Here is a 19,952-nt window from a genome sequence, read left to right as displayed (position 1 = left end):
GTCGATTATTTGAACATTTGAGCGAGTATTTCACTTGATAGGAAAGTTGTTCCGCCGTGCCTCCTCCTCCGAGGACAAGGATCCCCGCCAGGGAGACGAGCGCTCCCAGCAGCGCAAGAGTGGCCAAGGTCCCGCTAACAGGTCTCAAAAGGGCCAAAAAGCCGAGGGAAAATCTGGCCAGGGTGAGGGGAATTCACGCCGGAGCGGCGGCAAAGGCCCCCATAGGGGCCGCCAGCGCAACCGCACGCCTAAAGTGGAAGCGGCGGTAACGCCCTGGGCCCTGGAAGATTTCCAGGTTCCTGTAGAGGAGGGAAAGGTTCGATTCCATGACCTGGACCTGCCCGAGGAATTGATGCGCGGCATCCATGACCTGGGTTTCCAATACTGCTCGCCAATCCAGGGGCGTTCACTGCCTCACACGCTGAACGGCCACGATCTGGTGGGTAAGGCCCAAACCGGCACCGGTAAGACAGCGGCGTTCCTGGTTACTGTTATCGACGACTTACTGCGTAACCCCTTTGATGGAGAGCGCTACGCCGGTGAAGCCCGCTCCCTGATTATCGCTCCAACTCGCGAACTGGTAATGCAGATCGCCGATGATGCCAAGGCCCTGTGTAAATATACCGATCTAGAAATTCATACCCTGGTGGGGGGAATGGATTACGAAAAGCAGCAGCGCAATCTCAATGAACGCCTGGTGGATATTCTGGTGGCCACGCCGGGACGCCTATTGGACTTTGTTGGCAACCGCGATTGCTTCCTCGATCAGATAGAAGTGTTAGTGATCGATGAGGCCGATCGCATGTTGGACATGGGCTTTATTCCCCAGGTTCGCCGCATCGTACGCCAAACTCCCCGCAAGACACATCGCCAGACCATGTTTTTCTCGGCTACTTTCACCCCAGAAGTCGATAATCTGGTGGAACAGTGGACCGAAGAGCCTGTGGTTGTGGAGATCGAGCCGGAGCGAGTGGCCACCGATAGTGTGGAACAGCATGTCTACCTGGCTGCCAGCGAGGAGAAGTACACACTGCTGTATAACATTTTGCGGCGGGATGAAGTAGACAGCCTGATTGTCTTTGCCAACCGCCGCGATCAGTGCCGCCGTCTGCATGAACATCTGCTCGCCCACGGTATCTCTGCCGGCCTGCTGTCGGGTGAGGTGGCACAGAACAAGCGGGTGCGTACTCTCGATGATTTTAAGTCGGGTAAAACCAAGGTATTGGTAGCCACAGATGTTGCCGGCCGTGGTATCCATATCGACGGTATCAGTCATGTGGTGAACTTCACCCTGCCGGAAGAGCCCGAGGACTATGTACACCGTATCGGCCGCACGGGCCGCGCCGGTAAGACCGGTACCTCTATCAGCTTTGCCTGTGAAGATGATGCCATGCGATTGGAACCGATCGAGCAGTTGCTGGGGCAGAAGCTGAAGTGTGAAGTTCCCCCCGAGGCGCTTTTGCAGGAGCCGCCCAAAGTTGATGTCCGCCACAGTGGCGGTGACAGAAATCAGCGCGGAGGCCGCAGTGGTCATAACCGCAGTGGAGGCCGTGGGCGTTCACGTTACTGATCTAATCATTGCCGGTAGGCCGCAAGGGCCTATCGGCTTTCCACGCTACAAAAAATAAAATTCGGGATCGGTATCTGCGATAACTGGCACGGTTACCAAGGTGTGCTGGTGTTACTTAGGCCTGTGTCGGCGATACGTCCTTGTACTTACCCATTGTTAAAGCGCGTTTATTTTCCTATCTGCCCTATCGCATAATCTTATGGAATGGGGTTTAAGATTGCGGCTTGAGAAGGTCTTGATAAGCCTCGATGGTTTGGCTGATCATACTCTCCATGCTGAGGTGCTTTTTGGCCCATGTGAATGTGCTTGAAAAATCCTGGTTCCACTTTTCCAAATTTGTTGTTGCCTGGGAAAGCTTCTCGTGCATGATTTTTTCACTCCCGATGGGCACTAGCGCAAACTTGGGCAGGACATCCAGGGGGCCAAACACCTCAGTGGCTATCACAGGTTTTTTATCTATTAAGGCCTCGGCTAAAACGTAACTAAAACCTTCGGAATGTGAGGAGATGGCAACCATGTCTACCGAGGGGATTAATCGGGAGGCATTGTGGATGGGGCCACATAAATGAGCGTTAGTTACATTGAGTTCTTTAAGTAAGTTATCCAGGTCTTTGCGTAATGGGCCATCTCCTACAATAAGCAGGTTAGCGTCCACCCCTTGCCACGCACGAATAAGTAGGTCAAATCCTTTGCCTTTAACTAGGCGTCCAATAGCTAGGCAAATGGGCTTATCGTGAGAGAGGTCGTAGTCGGAAAGGAGCTGATTACGGTGGTCCTTAGAATTTTCTGCTGGGGTTATCCCCAAATAAATAATTCGTTGATTGGGGTTTTTGATGTCACTCAGTACACCACTACTTATACCAATTACGCTGTCGAGCTTTTCATAACCTTTTCTATTTTTCTTTCTTTTTAGATTCCAGTGGATGGTACCGATGGTTTTTATCTTCGAGAAAAATTTTGCTTTTGCAGCAAAATTAACAGCAGAATTTCCATGCGCGTGAATGATTTCTGGCTGTGCTTTCTTAATCGCTTGCCAAAATTTATATAGGTTCAGGGGATTGTTGCTTGAAACACTGGGCTCAAATTCAATATGTATAATATTGCTATTGAATTCCGCTTTGAATTTTGCCGGGCAGATAACAACAATATCGTGTATCTGGCTGAGTGCGTTTGAAAGCTCTATGAAGTGCTTGGCAAGGCCGCCTGAGCTATTGGAGGCAAGTAATTGACAGATTCTCATAAACTCTACTTCCGTCAGGGCCCTCCAGAGTTACAGAAGGCTGAGCACTCTGCCTTCCTTCTCAAGTGGTAGCCCCAAAATATATTGAGTGGCTGCTTACCCTTAGAGCCACTACTGATCTTTGCTGGTATGTTCTCCGCAAAAGTCCCTTTTTCGCGGCTGGCTTAAGCATACGTGTACACTAATTATGTGGATTTGCTGAACTTGCCATTGCCCAGCATGGTTGTAACAGAAAATTTAGCTTTTGGTCGGATAGGAGTTAGTGGAGGCTGTTCCTGGGTCCCCCTCCCTGCGCAGCCGTTCTATCCACAGTGCGGTACCACCGGCGACTGCAGCGGGCATCACAAAGATATTTAAGATCGGCACCATCTTGGCGAGCATGACCGTTCCGCCAAAAGCAAGGCTAGTCAATTTGCGACGGCGCAGCACACTTTTTAATTCATCAAAAGGGCGCTGATGGTTGTCGATAGGGTAGTCTACGTACTGTATGGCCATGCACCAAGAACCCCATAAAGCAGCCAATACGGCGGGTATCACAATGGTCCAGCTGGTGAGGGTGGATATCACTAAAATGATTAAACCCCAGAAAATAAAATAACCGAGCTTGCGTAGCTCCCGGCCAAGGGTGCGCCATACCATCTGTAACATAGGTTCAGTCGGTGGGGCTTTACCGGTGAGTAATTCTTCGACTTTTTCGGCGAGGAGTCCGTTAAAAGGAGCGGCAATAATATTGGTGATCACACCAAAGAGATACCCGTAAGCAAGGAAGAACAAAAACAGTACCAGGATCGCAATAATCCAGGCGAGCCAGCGAAATATACTGGCAGTCCATGCGGCGCCTTTGGCCATGATGGCCTCCCACCAGGACATGTTTGCGGTGTCCACCGGGGTGTGTGACAACAGGCTGGTAATATAGTCACTGAGACCGCCCAGTTGTGAAATCATGAGGCCACTGATCGCAATAAACAGCACTAAATTAATCAGTAGGGGAACCAAAATAAAAGGGCGCAGCTCGCGCCGGGTTAACAAGCGGGCACCGCGCACCAGCGCGTCGATACCGTGGGTTGGGTTTGAAGTCATAGCATTACCTCACGCTGGTGCGCAGTCTCCACTCAGTGCTTGGCACCGGCGGCTTTCAGTATTTCGATGTATTCGCTGCTTTGGCGGTGTTCACCAATGCGCGTTAACAGTGTTTGCCCATCGGGGCCAGCACTATCCAAATCGAGTCCCTCGGCGAGGAACAGCTGCACAAAAGTGGCAAAACTCTCGGCTTTCATACTGCGATAGGCGCGTTCGAGAAGGTGGAAATCCCGATTGATATTTTTCGGGGCTTCCCCTTCCAGGAAACTGGCAATACGCTCTTTATCGAAAACTTCACCGAGAACTTTTTGTTTGTCTTTTTTCAGGCTCAAAATCTAATCCTTACTTCTATGCGTGCAGCCGGGCGGCGACCCGGCGCGGTGTTTATGTCAGTGTGGTTTAAAGTAGGGCATCCAGCTTTTCCTTGAGGACCTTATTGATCATCTGCGGATTTGCCTGACCTTTGGAGGCTTTCATAATTTGGCCGACAAAATAACCCATCATTTTAGGGCGTTTGGATTCATCGGCTTTTCGGTAGTTGTCTACCTGTGCGCGGCTTGCTGCAATTACCGCCTCTACCATCTGTTCAATAGCGCCGCTATCGGATACTTGCTTGAGACCACGCTTTTCAATGACTTCGTCGGCGCTACCTTCACCATTGGCGATAGCTTCAAAAACCTGTTTGGCAATCTTGCTGGAGATGGTGTTGTCTTTGATGCGAATAATCAAACCGGCTAGTTGTTGTGCGCTAACCGGAGATTCCTGGATGGAAATTTCTCTGCGATTGAGTAGCGCAGCCAGCTCACCGGCAATCCAGTTTGCGGCCAATTTGGGTTCGTGACAGGTTTTGCACACGGCCTCAAAGTAGTCAGCACTGGCGCGCTGTTGAGTGAGCTGGTCGGCATCGTAAGCAGATATGCCGTACTCCGACTGGAAACGCTCGGCTTTGGCATCTGGTAACTCCGGTAGCTCATTACGCAGTTGTTCAATGTAATCCTCGCTGAGAACAACGGGTAATAAGTCGGGGCAGGGGAAGTAGCGATAGTCATTGGCCACTTCTTTACTGCGCATGGAGCGCGTTTCATTTTTATCCGCATCATAGAGGCGGGTTTCCTGCACAATGTGACCGCCATCTTCCAAAATGTCGATTTGGCGCTCGGCCTCTACTTTGATCGCGCGCTCAACAAAGCGGAAGGAGTTGATGTTTTTTAATTCAGTGCGTGTGCCCAGTTTTTCTTCGCCTTGTAAGCGCACGGAGACATTGGCATCACAGCGCAGAGAGCCCTGGGACATATCTCCGTCGGATATGCCCAGGTAGGTCACGATACTGTGAATTTTTTTCAGGTAAGCGACGGCTTCGGCGGCGCTGCGCATATCCGGCTCTGAGACAATCTCAATTAGCGGAGTTCCAGCGCGGTTCAAATCGATTCCAGACATGCCGTGAAAGTCTTCATGCAGGGACTTTCCCGCGTCTTCCTCTAGGTGGGCGTGATGCAGGCGGACCTTTTTACTGCTGCCGTCCTCCAGGTGGATTTCGACTACTCCAGGGCCGACGATGGGGCGTTCCAGCTGGGTGGTTTGGTAGCCCTTGGGCAGATCTGGATAAAAATAGTTCTTGCGCTCAAAAACCGAACGCCGGCCAATTTCCGCATTCATTGCGAGGCCAAACATGGCGGCAAAGCGAAAAGCTTCTTGATTGGGTACCGGTAGGGTACCGGGCATGGCCAGGTCCACGGCACAGGCTTGGGTATTCGGTGCTGCCCCGAAACGGGTGCTTGCACCGGAAAATAGTTTTGACTGGGTCGATAGCTGTACGTGAATTTCCAGCCCGATAACGATTTCCCATTCCACAATCGATCTCCTTACACGGCGCTGGCTTTGTGCCAGTCGGTAACCTGTTGGTATTGATGCGCAATATTGAGCATGCGTGCTTCATTCAGGTAGTTACCGGTAATCTGCAGCCCCACAGGCATATTGTTCACCAGTCCGCAGGGAATGGACATCCCCGGCAGCCCCGCCAGATTAGTGGCGATGGTATAGATATCCTCCAGGTACATAGCTACAGGGTCGGCGACTTTGGCGCCCAACTCGAAAGCGGGAGAGGGGGTGGTGGGCCCCATAATAACGTCGACCTGCTCAAAGGCCTGGACAAAATCCTGTTTGATCAGGCGACGCACCTGCTGTGCCTTGTTGTAATAGGCGTCGTAATACCCTGCGGATAGTGCATAGGTGCCTACAAGGATGCGACGTTGGACCTCTTCGCCGAATCCCTCACCGCGGGAGCGCCTATAGAGGTCGCGTAAATCTTTGGGCGTAATACAGCGATGGCCATAGCGCACCCCGTCAAAACGGGAAAGGTTCGCCGAGGCCTCGGCGGGAGCTATGACGTAGTAGGCGGGAATGGCCAGCTCGGTGTGGGGCAGGCTGATATCTACTAATTGTGCGCCGAGCTTCTCAAATTCTTTGAGCGCGGCCTGTACACGGGCCGCGGTTTCGGCATTCAGGCCTTCGCCAAAATATTCCCTGGGCACACCGATTTTGAGGCCGGCAATGGAGTTGTTCAGCTCTGCGGTAAAGTCTGTTTGCGGGCAATCCAGGCTTGTGGAATCTTTCGAGTCATGACTGGCCATGGCGGACAACAGGTAGGCCGCATCTTCCGCATTGCGTGCGATGGGGCCGGCCTGATCCAGACTGGAGGCGTAAGCGACGATGCCCCAACGGGAAATCCGGCCGTAGGTGGGCTTGAGGCCAGTGGTATTCGTTAGTGCCGCGGGTTGACGGATAGAACCGCCGGTATCGGTGGCGGTGGCGCCGGGCACCAGCAGTGCCGCAACTGCCGCGGCGGAACCGCCGGAGGAGCCACCTGGGACACAGCGGGTATTCCAGGGGTTCTTTACCGATCCGTAGTAACTACTTTCGCTGGAGGAGCCCATCGCGAACTCGTCCATATTGGTTTTACCCAGGGTGACGGTGCCGGCCGCATTGAGATTTTCCACTAACGTGGCATCGTAGGGCGGAATAAAATTATCCAGCATTTTTGAAGCGCAGCTCGTGCGTACGCCGTTGGTGCAGATAATATCCTTGTGGGCGATAGGCACACCGCACAGTGCTGGAGCTTCTCCAGAAGCCAGGTGCCGATCGGCAGCTTCTGCCTGGGACAGGGCGAGTTCTTCGGTGACGGTGATAAAGCTGTTATAGCTATTGTCCAGCTGCTGGATACGCGTGAGTAAATGGCGGGTTAACTCCGTGCTGGAGAATGCCTTACTTTGCAGTCCGCGGATTATCTCGGCAATAGTAAGCTGATGCATGTTATTCCCTTAAAAGGCTCTGGGCGGGCTTAGGGCGGAATGGGATTGTTTGGGCTGCGACCCTGTTTAGTCGATCACTTTGGGTACCAGGTAGAGGCCCTCTTCCGACTGCGGTGCCTGGGCCAGGAAGCTATGGCGCTGGTCGGATTCTGTCACGGCATCGACGCGCAGGGTCTGTACCTCATCGAGTGGGTGCGCCATTGGCGTGACCCCGTCGGTGTTGACGGCCTGAAGTTGATCTACCAGCTGCAGGATCTCGCCGAGGCGTCCACTGACTTCCTCAATGGTTTCTTCGGATATGGCGATGCGGGCGAGTTCTGCCAGCTTCTCTACGGTTTGCGTATCCACGGCCATGGCGATGGGGCTCCTCCGGCTTGCGTTGCGAATCTATTTCTGTCCCGTATATAGAGACCGGGCAGGGTCGGCAAATTTAGCACAATAGACTGTTATTCTCATCGGCTCCGCTGAACCGGGTAATCTGCAATCGATTGGCCGGGCTTCAGCCTTGCCCTGGACCGGTGCCGTTGTTAGAGTTTGCGCAATCCCGCCGGCTGCTGAGTGACTCCGGTGTATTGCGTGAACTCCGATTCGAAATGCGGCTCGGAACTCAGAATTATTTGCGCGGACTAACTAGGATTTACATCCATAAAATAAGCCGCGCCCGCAGTGCCCGACCTGGGGGCTGACAATTAGTACAAGGTAATCGAATTCCATGTTTAAACGTTTGCGGGGTATGTTCTCCAGTGACCTCTCCATCGACCTGGGAACCGCCAATACGCTGATTTACGTTCGCGATCGCGGCGTAGTACTCGACGAGCCCTCTGTCGTCGCTATCCGTCACTATAATGGCCAGAAAATCGTTGAGGCGGTCGGAGTCGAAGCCAAACGTATGCTCGGCCGCACCCCTGGCAATATCACGGCGATTCGCCCGCTGAAGGATGGGGTAATCGCCGATTTCCAGGTAACCGAAAAAATGTTGCAGCACTTTATTAAGAAAGTGCACGAAAACAGCTGGATGCGCCCGAGCCCCCGTGTGCTGGTTTGTGTTCCCTGCCAGTCTACGGAGGTTGAACGCCGCGCAATTCGTGAATCTGCCCTGGGTGCGGGCGCCCGCGAGGTGTCGCTGATCGAGGAGCCGATGGCCGCTGCGATAGGTGCGGGCCTGAATGTGGAAGAGGCGAGCGGTTCCATGGTGGTGGATATCGGTGGTGGTACCACCGAGATTGCCATTATTTCCCTGAACGGCGTGGTTTACTCCGATTCCGTGCGTATCGGCGGTGACCGCTTCGACGGGGCCATCGTCAACTATGTGCGCCGCAACTACGGCAGTGTGATTGGTGATGCCACGGCTGAGCGAATTAAAGAGGAAATCGGCTGCGCCTACGCGGGTAGTGAAGTGCGTGAGATCGATGTGCGTGGTCGCAACTTGGCGGAAGGGGTGCCGCGCAGCTTTACCCTGAATTCCGATGAGATTCTCGAGGCCCTGCAGGAGCCACTGACCGGTATTGTGCAGGCAGTAAAAAGTGCGCTGGAACAATCGCCCCCGGAGCTCGCTTCCGATATCGCCGAGCGCGGTATGGTATTGACCGGTGGCGGCGCTCTGTTGCGGGACCTGGATCGGCTGTTGATGGAAGAATCGGGTCTGCCGGTGATCGTTGCCGATGACCCCCTGACCTGTGTCGCGCGCGGTGGCGGCAAGGCTTTGGATATGCTGGATCGCAACCGTTTGTATTTGATGTCGAACTGAGTTGATTGAGGTTGGTAGTGGCTCCCTGTCGCCCCCGGTGGGCGAGCCGCTGGCGGCGCCTAGTTTCACGATTCAGTGACATCCGATATATTGTGAGACCAATAATCATTGACCCGTACAAAGGGGGCTGTTCTTGAAACCGCTATTTACCCGCGGCCCCTCCCCCGAGTTCCGCCTTCTGTTGTTGGTACCATTGGCTATCGCCTTGATCGTTGCCGACCACTATACCAACTGGTTTCAGTCGTCCCGCGAGCGACTGTCAGGCATTACGGCCCCCCTCTACTGGATCACCGGTGCCCCGGAACGCGTGGGCGACTGGGCTGGGGAGCAATTTCGTTCCCGCGAAGAGCTTTTGGAAGAGAATGATCGCCTCAAGCGTCAGGTGCTTCTGCTGGAGCAGCGCAGTCAGCTACTGGCTGCGGTCAAGGCGGAAAATACTCGACTTAAAGAGCTGATGAATTCGGCGGAGATGGTTGATGATCGGGTGCTGGTAGCGCAGGTCATCGGCGTTTCCCCCGATCCTCTCGAACATGTGTTATTGATCGATAAAGGGCGCGATCACGGTATTGATGTGGGCACACCGGTGATGGATGCCAGTGGCCTGCTTGGGCAAGTGACCGAAGCCGGAGATACCTCTAGCCGAATTCTCCTGATTACCGATTCCAGTCATGCGATTCCCGTGCAGGTGCTGCGCAACAGTATGCGAGCCGTCGCTGAGGGTACCGGCGATCTCTATCGCCTTAAACTCAGGCATCTGGCGAATACCAGTGATATCCGCGAAGGGGACCTGCTGCTCAGTTCCGGTCTCGGCGGACGCTTCCCAGCGGGCTATCCAGTGGGTGAGGTCATGTCGGTTACCCGCGATCCCGGCAAACCCTTTGCCGAGGCCGAGGTGCTCCCCCGTGGCCGTATGAGCCGCAGTCGTTTTGTTCTGGCGGTCATCGGGAACGGGAGGCGGGGCCTTGCAAGCGAATAATCGCTGGTTTATCGCGCTGACTCTCTTTCTGTCCATGCTGCTTGTGGTGATGCCACTGCCCCAGCAGTGGCTTTGGTTTCGCCCGGCATTTCCAGCCTTATTGGTCATTTTTTGGGTTACTCGCATGCCACAGGCTCTGGGAGTCGGCTTTGCCTGGCTGGTGGGGATCCTAGAGGACCTGATCAGTGGGGCCAGTCTCGGCACTCACGCTCTGGCCCTGGCGATTTTGGCCTATTTCAGCCTACTCACTTATCAGCGCACCCGGGCTTTTAATCCGGCACAGCAGCTTCTGTGGGTTTTTGTACTGGTGGGGATTAATCAGGTGGTGGGGAACTGGGTACACGGTTTGGAGGGAAAAACCGTGCCCGGGCTGACTTTTTTATGGCCGGCACTCACTACAGCCCTGTTGTGGCCTTGGGTAGCGCCCCTGTTGCATCGCCTTTGCGGTCGATTACAGGTTCGTTGATCGCCCTACCAGTCTGTAAATCAATGTAAAATTTTGATCATTTTTCGATCAGTATCGCTATAATCAGCCGCTGGCCCACAGGGAATTTGTAGTACAGTGACGAATACCACCGCTTTTAATCATCTCCTCCTGGCCTCGGGATCCCCGCGTCGGGCCGAACTCCTTACACAGATAGGCGTTCCATTTTCTCAGCTGACTCCCTCGGTACCCGAGCAGAAGAAGTCCTGTGAAAGTGCACAGGACTATATTCAGCGACTGGCCCAGGAAAAGTCTTCCGCAGGGTTGCATGCAGCGCCTGATATAAACGGGCTCTGGGCCCTGGGGGCGGACACCATTGTACTTTGTGGTGAGAGCGTCCTGGAGAAACCGAGAGATTACCGTGACTTTGAATCCATGATGCTGTCCCTGTCGGGCACGGAGCACTCTGTATTGAGCGCCATCTGTCTGCGCAATCGGGAGAAGCAATTCAGCCGCCTGGTTGAGACTCGCGTGAGTTTTCGCAATTTGTCCCGCTTACAGATTGATGCCTATTGGCGCACAGGTGAGCCTGTGGATAAGGCCGGTGGCTATGGCATTCAGGGGATGGGGGCCGCCTTGGTGGCGTCTATTAGCGGCAGTTATAGCAATGTTGTTGGTCTACCCCTGGAGGCACTAATTCCGATGCTCGAACAGGCGGGCATTTCTTATTGGCAGGAGGCCCAATCTTGAGCGAAGAGTTGCTGATCAATGTCGCACCTACAGAGACTCGCGTCGCACTGGTGGAAAACGGTGTGCTCCAGGAAGTCTATCTGGAGCGCAGTGCGCGCCGAGGTATCGTAGGTAATATCTATAAAGGCAAGGTGATCCGGGTGCTGCCGGGGATGCAGGCGGCCTTTGTGGATATTGGCCTGGAGCGTGCTGGCTTTATTCACGCCTCCGATATCGCTCCCCTGGATGATGAGGGTATGGAGGCGCGGGATGCCGAAGTGGCAGATATTCGCGCCCTGGTACGCGAAGGGCAGCCCCTGGTGGTACAGGTGGTCAAGGACCCTATTAGTAGTAAAGGTGCACGCTTAACCACACACTTATCGGTATCTGCTCGTTATCTCGTTTACATGCCACAGACTCGCCATATCGGAATCTCCAATCGTATCGAGGACGAGGGGGAGCGGGAGCGCCTGCGCCAGTTGGTGGAGACCGCTTCGTCGCGACTCGCGGAGGATGGCCTTTCCGCAGACGGTGGATTTATTTTGCGCACCGTGGCGGAGGGTGTCAGTGAGGATGAACTGCTGCGGGATATCCCCTTTCTCTACAAGCTTTGGGGGGAACTGGAGCAGCGAATCAAGGAGCGGGCCGTCCCTTCGGTGATCTATGAGGACTTGCCACTCTTTATGCGGGCCCTGCGTGATCTTGCGCGCCCTTACACTGAGAAGATTCGTATAGACTCCCGCGAGGCCCATGGCCGAGCAGCGGAGTTTGCCGGAAAGTACGCACCGGAAATTGCCGGTCGTTTGGAGCACTATCCGGGGGAGCGCCCTCTGTTCGATCTCTACGGTGTTGAGGAGGAGATTCGCCGCGCCTTACAGAATAAGGTGACATTAAAGTCTGGCGGTTATCTCATTATCGAGCAAACAGAGGCGATGAGTACTATCGATGTGAATACCGGCGCATTTGTGGGTCATCGCAATCTGGAAGAGACTATCTTCAAAACGAATTTGGAGGCGGCAACTGCCATTGCTCGCCAGCTGCGCCTGCGCAACCTCGGGGGGATTATCATTATCGATTTTATCGATATGAAAGACCCGGAGCACCAGCGCCAGGTACTGCGAACTCTGGAAAAAACCCTGGAGCGGGATCACGCCAAGTCGAGTATTACTGGTGTCTCCGAGCTCGGTTTGGTGGAGATGACGCGCAAGCGCACGCGGGAGTCCCTCGGTCAGATTTTGTGCGAGCCCTGCCCGGTATGTGAGGGGCGTGGGACTTTGAAAAGTGCTGAGACCGTTTGCTTCGAGATATTTCGGGAGATTATCCGTGAGTCACGGGCTTACGACAGTGAAAAGATTATGGTACTGGCCAGCCAGATGGTCATAGACCTGCTGCTGGACGAGGAGTCGGCCAATGTTGCCGATCTGGAGGAGTTTATTCGCCGGCCCATACAGTTTCAGGTGGAGCCTATTTACAACCAGGAGCAGTACGACATTGTTCTTGTGTAAATCATTATCCGCTTTCCCACAGTTTGTCGGCGCCGGCTGTTGCGATGCTTGCAGCTGTCTCGTGAGAGGGGGAAGGTGGTAATGAATCTGCTGCGCTGGTTCGCGCGAAAGTTCTGGTTGTTATCGGTGAGCCTGGTGATCGCCCTGGCGATCCTCGTGCAAACCGGGCGGCTCTTGTCCCCCCAGGTGGAGGAGTACCGCCCACAGATCAGCCGCTGGCTCACCGGTCAGCTGGGTGTGCCGGTGCAGATGGACCGGATTTCCCTACGCTGGGAGGCGCTGCAAGTGGCTTTGCAGCTCGACGGCTTGCGCCTGGGGGAAAATGGTGAACTGCGCATGGGGCACGGTCTGTTCCAACTGGATCTGCTCTCCAGCCTGTGGAACCGGGAGTTGGTGTGGAAGGACCTGCAAATGCACGCCTTTGCGGCGGGTCTCAGCCGCAATGAACAGGGGGAATGGCGACTCGATGGCTTCCCCGATATATCCCTGAAGCCCGATGGCCGGGTTGTATCCAACCCCAAGGCGGCTGATCCGGCCCGGCTTTTCCAGTTGAGCCCCAAGGTACAGATTCGCGATGCGGCAATCACAGTCAGGCTTCCCGGGGAGCAGCTTGCGGAGATCAACTTACCGCAGATCTCCCTGGAAAATCGCGGTGATTTCCACCGCCTTACGGCCCGTGCTTTTATTGCCCGCGAAGGGGAGGAACACAAGGCCGGCACGGAAACGCTTCGCCTAGTACTCGAGGGTCGGGGCAATCCGCGTAAGAAAAAGCACTTCTCTGTACGTGGCTACATGCAACTTAATGAGCTGCTATTGGATCGGGATATCGTTTCCCTACTGCATCAATTGACCCCATTGCCCGATCGATTTCATTGGCACGGGCGCAAGTGGGCTGATGGACGCCTCTGGCTGCACAGTGATCGCAAGAGTGGCTATCGACTGGTGGGACGAGTGGATCTTGCCCAGGTGGCAAGCCTCGGTGATTCCCAGAAAGAGAAGGGTGAACAAAATCTGGCTGGTGATCACACCATGGCCCCTTTGCGTGCACTTTCCGGGGACATTTCAGGGCGCTGGCTGCCTGGTGAACACTGGCGATTGGCACTGCAGAGCACCGAGATTGACTGGCAGGGCCTGCAAATGCCCCCCCTGAACCTACAGGTAAGCAGCGATCAGCAGGGGGTCGCACTATCGGCGGATGTGATCGATCTGGCAGGTTGGAGCGATATTCTCCGGCGCCTGGATTTATTAGAGGGTGCCGCGGGTGATTGGTTGCGGGCTCTGGAGCCCACGGGTCAGTTGCGCCGCTTGCAGCTGCGAAAGGGGGCGGGGGGTTCAATGAGCCTGAGCGCCAACTTACAGAATATTGGCACGCAGGCCTATCGCGGTGCTCCTTCGATTGCCGGTTTGAGTGGCTACCTGGAATTTGCAGGGAGCCATGGTCGGGTAGAGCTGGATGGCTCGAGCCTGCAAGCCGGGTTTCCGAACCTGTACCAGGATACATTTTCTTTTGAGCAGGCCAGCGGCACCCTGGCCTGGAGCTTGGACAGAGACCAGAATGAAATCAGCATTTTTTCAGGGCCTTTGCATTTAAATGGCGCAGTGGGGGATGTCCAGGGGCAGTTTTTGTTATCTCTGCCGTTCCGCCCGCACAGCCGCGCGGCGGATTTGGTCTTGGCCCTATCACTGCGCGATGCCGAAGTGGGTGTCCAGGAGCAACTGGTGCCGACCACGGTCAGTGAGGACTTGCGCCAGTGGCTAAATGAGGGGTTGGGCGCTAAAAATCCAGGTAGGGTTGAGACTGCCGCGTTTATCTATCGCGGTAGCAGCTACAGCAAAAATGGTGAGGAAGAATCCCTGCGCGCCCTGGGTACCCATAACAAGCGTCACACCGCGCAGTTGGCCGCGGAATTTGCCGGTGCCGACCTGAAATATGCGGACGATTGGCCCGGAGTAAAGGGGGTGAATGGCCGCCTGTTGCTGAATGATGGAAATGTATCTGTCAGCGCCAATAAGGCTGGTTTATGGGGGGTGGATGCTCGAGATATTATTGTCGAGGTAACTCCACAGCCTGGCAATGGCTCGCGTCTGGACGTGTCGGCCCAGCTACAGGGTCCCGCCGCTGATGGGCTGCGTTTGCTGCGGGAGTCGCCGTTGAGAGCGAAGCTGGGCAGTGCCTTTGATGATTGGCAGCTCTCTGGAGATATTCGCGGGTACCTGAATTTAACCCAACCTCTCGGTGGTGCGGCTGTATCGCCCAGCCATAGCGTTGAGTTACAGCTGAGCCGCGGGGATTTACAGTTGCAGAACCTGCGCTTACACGCACAGGCATTGACTGGGGATGTAGTCTACGACAGTGATCGTGGCCTTACCGGTACGCAGCTGAGCGGCGAGCTTTGGGGGCGACCCGTAAAGGCCAGCATTCGTCACTTTGGCGAGGGTGTTTCGCAGGATACTCAGGTGGTGCTGGAGGGCAATGCCGCTACAGAATCAATTTATACCTGGAGTCGGCGCCCTGAGCTCAAATGGATGGATGGCGACATGGACTACCGGGCACTGGTCACGGTTCCCGCAAAATCAAAAGAGGCTCCCTACGCGGCAGTTTTCGAGTTGACCTCGAACCTTGAAGGCGTGGCGGTAAATCTGCCTGAGCCTCTTGGCAAGAGCGCCGAGAAAAAAACAAATTTTGTACTGCGTGCACCTATTGGTGATCAGGGCAGCTTATTCCACCTGAGTTATGGGGAGCACCTTCAGGGACAGTTTTGGTTGGTCGAAGGGGCCCTCGAGCGCGCAGCCATTGCTCTGAATGCCGAGGCTAAGCTCCCCGAAGAGAGGGGGTTGAGTGTCCTGGGCGATATATCCAGTGTTGATCTGCCCCGCTGGGAAAGCCTGTTGGGTGTTTACCGTGAGGAAACTGCTGTAAGTCCTGGCCCCTCGGGGCAACCAGAGACTGAGGCATTGGAGCAACTGCGGGCGAATACGGCTGAGGCCAAGGCATCCAGTCCGCTGCCGATAAATCTGGATCTCAGTACTGACAACCTGCAGCTAGGTTCTGCGGCCATCGAGCATATCCATATTGCTGGTCGGGGCGTAGGATCTAAGTGGCAATTGGACTTTGACAGTGTGATGGCGGCGGGAAAGCTCTCTGGAACCCTCGGGGGGAAAAAGCCCCTCAGCCTGAAGCTGGCCCATTTACGCCTGCCTGAACCAGAGAAAGAGACGTCACTCCCGGAAGAGGATCCCTTTGCGGAAGAGCCCGCCGACCCCTGGGCGAAGTTTGATTTCCAGAGTTTGCCGGCTATTGATTTCAGTACAGAAAGCCTGCGTTTGGGAGATGAGGAGCTTGGACGTTGGTCCTTTGATGTGCGGCCTTCCAAGGAGCGCCTAGTTCTGAGCGACATTCGTGGCGGCGTGCGCGGCCTTCGCCTGGAAGGGCGCGGTGGTGGCAAAAAAGCCTTGGGGGCGCAGCTCATGTGGATGCGCGATGCGGAAGGTAAAAACTCGTCCCAGTTTATAGGGCGCCTTGCCGCGGATGACCTCGCCGATATTCAGCGCGAAATGGGTCATGAACCCCTGATTGAAAGTCAGTCTGCCGCTTTTGACACCGCTTTGCGCTGGGATGGCTCGCCGGCCCAGGTTAAAGGCAGTCTGCTTTCGGGGGATCTGAAAATTGATATTCGCGATGGCCGCTTCCTGCGCTCAACGGGTACTGCGGGTTCTACCGTTTTACGCCTGCTGTCGCTGTTTAATTTCGATACCTGGGCACGCCGCCTGCGCCTGGATTTTTCCGATCTCTACAAGAGTGGTATGGCTTTCGACCGTGTGCGTGGAGAAGTGGTATTCGAGGGGGATGGACAGCTACTGATCGCCGTGCCTATACAGGTCGAGGGGCCCACCAGTGAGCTGCAAATGGCGGGGCGAGTCAATCTGTTGCGTGAAGACTTGGATTTAACCCTGGTGGCTACTCTTCCTGTGAGTAACAACCTCGCTCTGGTTGCCGCTTTGGCGGGAGGGCTCCCGGCTGCGGCAGGTGTTTACCTCATCAGTAAAGCTTTTAAGAAGCAGGTGAAGAAAATGGCCAGTGTCAGTTACCGCATCAGTGGCGAATGGGCTGATCCTCAAATGCGCTTCGAAAGGCTTTTTGATGGAGATGGCGCTGAACGCCAGGGCGCGGCCTCCGGCGCATCAGGTAAAGAGGCCGGGCCGGATTCGGGGGTGGCGAATGCCAGCCGTAACTCTGGCACTCGCGAGGGCGGCTCCTAACCTTCTAATTTAGCCATATTCTGATATTGGCATAGGTCTTCAACCGCTTTTGCCCGCAGCACTCTAATCTTTAAGGTGTTTACCTATTGAGGACAGGAGTTTGCGGCATGGTGAAGTCCAGAATCCTATGGCCCCTGATGTTGTTAGTCTTGATCTTGTCGGCTTGTACTGAGGCTGATGATCAGCGGCTCCAGGGTATGACGGTGGCAGAAGCCAAAACCCGCATTGCTGAAGGGCGTGGCTTGGACCAGATACCCAAGTCGGTATGGAAGCAGATATTGCCTGAAGACCGCTACAAGGTTCTCTGGAAGGGAGATACGGAGCGCGCTTTCAGTGGCAAGTTGCTTTACAACCAAAAGGAAGGGGTCTATGTTTCGGCCGGTTGTCGCCTGCCGGTATTCAGTTCTGCACACAAATATAAATCAGGCACAGGCTGGCCCAGTTTCTGGGATGTGGCCTATCCGCAAAATATTGTTTTGAAAGACGATTTCAGCTGGGGGCTCAAGCGCACGGAAGTATTATCCAAATGCGGTGAGCATCTAGGGCACGTCTTTAAGGACGGTCCTCCGCCCACCAACCTGCGTTACTGCTTAAATTCCCTGGCTTTGGATTTCGAACCTGCGCCTAGCACTAAACAGTAGTTAGCTTGTCGAGATAATTTGGCGACTGGAATTTTCCCGGCTTAACGGAGCCCTCTTAGAGAGACCGAATGCGTTGCGGCCGTGAGAAAGTGAAATGAAGGGCGGTAAGCGGGCCGCCCTGAAATAAGAGTCTTAGAGATCGACTTACTCAGAGATCTGAATAAAGAAATCTCGCAGGTAGCGAAATAGCTTGCGTTGATTGCTGGGGGGCTTGCTGTTTTTAATTTCCCGCAGGGAATCCCTTACCAGCTGACGCAGGTGTTGGTGGTCTATCTGGGGGTGTTGATCAAAGAAGGCACCTTGGGCAGTGTTGCCCTCTTCGAGCAGGCGCTTGCGCCACTCCTCCGCCATTTTGTCAAAACGCAGGTGCTGATGATCCCGCTCTTTGAACTTATTCAGGACAGCTTCTACCGCCTCGTGGTCGGCGCTGCGCATCAGTTTGCCAATATATTGCATTTGGCGACGGCGGGCCTCGTTTGATTTGATTCGTGCGAAGGTCTCAATCGCCTCGCGCATGTCTTCATCAATAGGCACCTCGGCCAGTTGGGCTTTGGACAGTTCGGTCAACTGTTTCCCCAGGGCTTGCAGCTCGTGCATTTCTTGCTTTAGCTGTGTCTTGCTCTTTGGCAAATCTTCATCGTGGTCGTCGTATTCGTACATCTCGAGTTCCGTGTATTGGTTCCGGGTCGCCCCGGTCTAATTGAGACGGTTGCGTATTTCCGCTCAGCTAAATTGCCAGGTGGCGAGTCCCAGGAAGGACATAAACCCCACCACATCGGTGACTGTTGTCAGTGCGACACTGCCGGCCAGGGCCGGGTCGATGCGCATGGCGCGTAATACAACTGGTAAAATTGCCCCTGCCATTGCCGCCACAATCAAATTGATAAGCATCGCCGCAACAATAATGACGGCAATAGTAATATCGTCAAACCAGAGTGCGGCTACTCCCCCCATGACTAGGGACCAGAGTAGGGCGTTCATCGCCGCTGCGCCGAGTTCCCGCGAGAGGAGCCAGCGCAGGTTGCTCCTGCCAATTTGCCCCAGCGCCATCCCCCTGATCACAACTGTGAGGGTCTGACTCCCTGCGACCCCGCCCATACTTGCGACAATTGGCATCAAAACGGCCAGGGCTACTACCTTATCCAGCGTATTCTGGAACAGGCTGATTACCCAGGAGGCGAGCAGGGCAGTAAGCAGGTTGATGCCGAGCCACAGAGCGCGCCTGCGGGCAGTGCGCCTTACCGGGGCAAAAGTGTCCTCCTCCTCATCGAGACCAGCCATGCTCATCAGAGAGTGGTCGGCCCCCTCGCGGATTACGTCGACGATGTCATCGATAGTGATTCGGCCCAGCAGGCGGTTATTCTCATCCACGACCGGAGCGGTAATCCAGTCGTATTTCTCAAAAAGCTGGGCCACTTCGGTATCGCGCATATCTGCGGGAATGGGCTCTACATCGGTGCTCACCACCTCGCGAACGGTAACGGAGGGGTCCGTTGTCAGTAGCTTAGAAAGAGGGAGCAGCCCAATATATTGCCCCTGGCGATTAATCACAAAGAGGCTGTCGGTGGATTCTGGCAACTGTTCGTGGCGGCGCAGGTAGCGCAGGACTACGTCCAGGCTTAGATTGGGGCGCACAGAGATGGTATCGGTGTCCATCAAACCGCCGGCGGTGTTCTCATCGTAAGCGAGAACGCTTTCTACCCGCAGACGGTCTGTTTCGCTCATTGCTGAGAGGACTTCCGAAACAACGCGCTCGGGGAGTTGCTGGAGGATATCGGCAATATCGTCCGCGTCCAGCCCCTCCATAATCTCGACCATCTCCTCGGTGTCCAAGGTATCGAGGATCTGGCTGCGCACCTCATCGGTCAGTTCCTGCAGAACCTCACCTTCGACATCCCGGTCGATCAGGTTCCACAGTACTTGGCGGATACGCGGGGGGGAGCTCTCCAGGAGTTGCGCAATACTCTGGGGGGTCAGAGTTTTAAGCATGCGCCGGACTTCCTGCCCGGTGCCACTATCCAGAGCGGCGAACAGCTCACTGAGCTGGTTTTGCGCGCGGAACTTGATTTCGGCTTGGGGTGGGCTGGACACGATAAATCCTTACTGCTCAGCGATAATTGGGAGGCGATGGCCACTGGAGAACGGTGGCGATTTTATGCTCATGGCGGGACTCTATCCAGAGCGGCTAACCATTGCAAATTACTCCGCTTCGCCAAAGCGCTCGGTGACCAGGGCGCAAATAGCGTCGAGCGCGGCGCTCTCATCCCGACCTTCAATCTCCAGCTCCAGCTCAGTACCTTGGCCGGCGGCGAGTAACATCAGCGCCATCACGCTCTTGCCATCCACTGAGCGCCCGTCACAGTGCACCTTGATGTTGGAGGAAAAGCGGGCGGAGGTCTGGGCGAATTTACTGGCTGCACGGGCGTGTAGGCCGAGCTTGTTGATGATGGTAAGGCGCTGTTTTTGCATAGG

At 55.0% G+C, this 19,952-nt stretch carries 17 protein-coding genes; 8 read left to right on the top strand and 9 right to left on the bottom strand.

From position 1 onward, the window contains the following. The first annotated feature begins 34 nt into the window (after positions 1 to 34). Positions 35 to 1,570, top strand: coding sequence for an ATP-dependent RNA helicase RhlB (rhlB, locus tag ACCI51_RS09170; RefSeq protein WP_299582477.1), 1,536 nt, complete (start codon positions 35 to 37; stop codon positions 1,568 to 1,570). Positions 1,571 to 1,781: 211 nt separating this feature from the next. On the opposite strand, the gene ACCI51_RS09165 is transcribed toward rhlB, so the two are convergent. From ACCI51_RS09165 to gatC, 6 genes are all read right to left on the bottom strand, one after another. Continuing rightward, a complete protein-coding gene (locus ACCI51_RS09165; RefSeq protein WP_371843356.1) occupies positions 1,782 to 2,810 on the bottom strand; it encodes a glycosyltransferase in 1,029 nt (342 codons plus the stop codon). 237 nt (positions 2,811 to 3,047) lie between these two features. Next, on the bottom strand, positions 3,048 to 3,890 hold the full coding sequence (cysZ, locus tag ACCI51_RS09160) for a sulfate transporter CysZ (RefSeq protein ID WP_371843355.1): 843 nt from the start codon (positions 3,888 to 3,890) through the stop codon (positions 3,048 to 3,050). A 32-nt stretch (positions 3,891 to 3,922) separates the two neighbouring features. Continuing rightward, the gene (locus ACCI51_RS09155; RefSeq protein ID WP_371843354.1) at positions 3,923 to 4,222 is read right to left on the bottom strand and encodes a PA4642 family protein; all 300 of its coding nucleotides are present in this window, start codon (positions 4,220 to 4,222) and stop codon (positions 3,923 to 3,925) included. Between the two features lie 67 nt (positions 4,223 to 4,289). Then, positions 4,290 to 5,741, bottom strand: coding sequence for an Asp-tRNA(Asn)/Glu-tRNA(Gln) amidotransferase subunit GatB (gene gatB, locus ACCI51_RS09150; protein ID WP_371843353.1), 1,452 nt, complete (start codon positions 5,739 to 5,741; stop codon positions 4,290 to 4,292). 11 nt (positions 5,742 to 5,752) lie between these two features. Then, positions 5,753 to 7,198 carry an Asp-tRNA(Asn)/Glu-tRNA(Gln) amidotransferase subunit GatA gene (gatA, locus tag ACCI51_RS09145; RefSeq protein ID WP_371843352.1) on the bottom strand — a complete coding sequence of 482 codons (1,446 nt, stop codon included), beginning with the start codon at positions 7,196 to 7,198 and terminating at the stop codon, positions 5,753 to 5,755. 66 nt (positions 7,199 to 7,264) lie between these two features. Beyond that, positions 7,265 to 7,552, bottom strand: coding sequence for an Asp-tRNA(Asn)/Glu-tRNA(Gln) amidotransferase subunit GatC (gatC, locus tag ACCI51_RS09140; RefSeq protein WP_371843351.1), 288 nt, complete (start codon positions 7,550 to 7,552; stop codon positions 7,265 to 7,267). Positions 7,553 to 7,910: 358 nt separating this feature from the next. On the opposite strand from gatC, the gene ACCI51_RS09135 reads away from it, so the two are divergent. The 7 genes from ACCI51_RS09135 (at position 7,911) to msrB (ending at position 17,480) form a co-directional block, all read left to right on the top strand. Beyond that, positions 7,911 to 8,945, top strand: coding sequence for a rod shape-determining protein (locus ACCI51_RS09135; protein WP_371843350.1), 1,035 nt, complete (start codon positions 7,911 to 7,913; stop codon positions 8,943 to 8,945). Between the two features lie 133 nt (positions 8,946 to 9,078). Next, positions 9,079 to 9,921 carry a rod shape-determining protein MreC gene (gene mreC, locus ACCI51_RS09130; RefSeq protein ID WP_371843349.1) on the top strand — a complete coding sequence of 281 codons (843 nt, stop codon included), beginning with the start codon at positions 9,079 to 9,081 and terminating at the stop codon, positions 9,919 to 9,921. After that, positions 9,908 to 10,387 carry a rod shape-determining protein MreD gene (gene mreD / locus ACCI51_RS09125; RefSeq protein WP_299582505.1) on the top strand — a complete coding sequence of 160 codons (480 nt, stop codon included), beginning with the start codon at positions 9,908 to 9,910 and terminating at the stop codon, positions 10,385 to 10,387. The genes mreC and mreD overlap by 14 nt, the downstream gene beginning before the upstream one ends. A 96-nt stretch (positions 10,388 to 10,483) precedes the next feature. Beyond that, on the top strand, positions 10,484 to 11,095 hold the full coding sequence (locus tag ACCI51_RS09120; protein ID WP_299582508.1) for a Maf family protein: 612 nt from the start codon (positions 10,484 to 10,486) through the stop codon (positions 11,093 to 11,095). Next, a complete protein-coding gene (gene rng, locus ACCI51_RS09115) occupies positions 11,092 to 12,579 on the top strand; it encodes a ribonuclease G (protein ID WP_299582511.1) in 1,488 nt (495 codons plus the stop codon). The genes ACCI51_RS09120 and rng overlap by 4 nt, the downstream gene beginning before the upstream one ends. A gap of 81 nt (positions 12,580 to 12,660) precedes the next feature. After that, positions 12,661 to 16,839: a YhdP family protein gene (locus tag ACCI51_RS09110; RefSeq protein ID WP_371843348.1), complete on the top strand. Its 4,179-nt coding sequence runs from the start codon at positions 12,661 to 12,663 to the stop codon at positions 16,837 to 16,839. 107 nt (positions 16,840 to 16,946) lie between these two features. Continuing rightward, positions 16,947 to 17,480, top strand: a complete 534-nt coding sequence (gene msrB / locus ACCI51_RS09105) for a peptide-methionine (R)-S-oxide reductase MsrB (RefSeq protein ID WP_371843347.1) — start codon at positions 16,947 to 16,949, stop codon at positions 17,478 to 17,480. 144 nt (positions 17,481 to 17,624) lie between these two features. On the opposite strand, the gene yjgA is transcribed toward msrB, so the two are convergent. From yjgA to ACCI51_RS09090, 3 genes are all read right to left on the bottom strand, one after another. After that, on the bottom strand, positions 17,625 to 18,140 hold the full coding sequence (yjgA, locus tag ACCI51_RS09100) for a ribosome biogenesis factor YjgA (RefSeq protein ID WP_299582520.1): 516 nt from the start codon (positions 18,138 to 18,140) through the stop codon (positions 17,625 to 17,627). A 63-nt stretch (positions 18,141 to 18,203) separates the two neighbouring features. Beyond that, a complete protein-coding gene (gene mgtE, locus ACCI51_RS09095; RefSeq protein ID WP_371843346.1) occupies positions 18,204 to 19,571 on the bottom strand; it encodes a magnesium transporter in 1,368 nt (455 codons plus the stop codon). 108 nt (positions 19,572 to 19,679) lie between these two features. Next, positions 19,680 to 19,949 (bottom strand): HPr family phosphocarrier protein, encoded by a 270-nt coding sequence (locus ACCI51_RS09090; protein ID WP_371843345.1) that lies wholly within the window; start codon positions 19,947 to 19,949, stop codon positions 19,680 to 19,682. Between the last annotated feature and the right edge of the window lie 3 nt (positions 19,950 to 19,952).

Origin of the sequence: Microbulbifer echini (genome assembly GCF_041447225.1) — a bacterium.
GTDB classification, from domain to species: Bacteria; Pseudomonadota; Gammaproteobacteria; order Pseudomonadales; family Cellvibrionaceae; genus Microbulbifer; species Microbulbifer echini.
The sequence above is the reverse complement of the archived record's forward strand: the minus strand, read 5'-3'. Positions and strand labels throughout refer to the sequence as shown.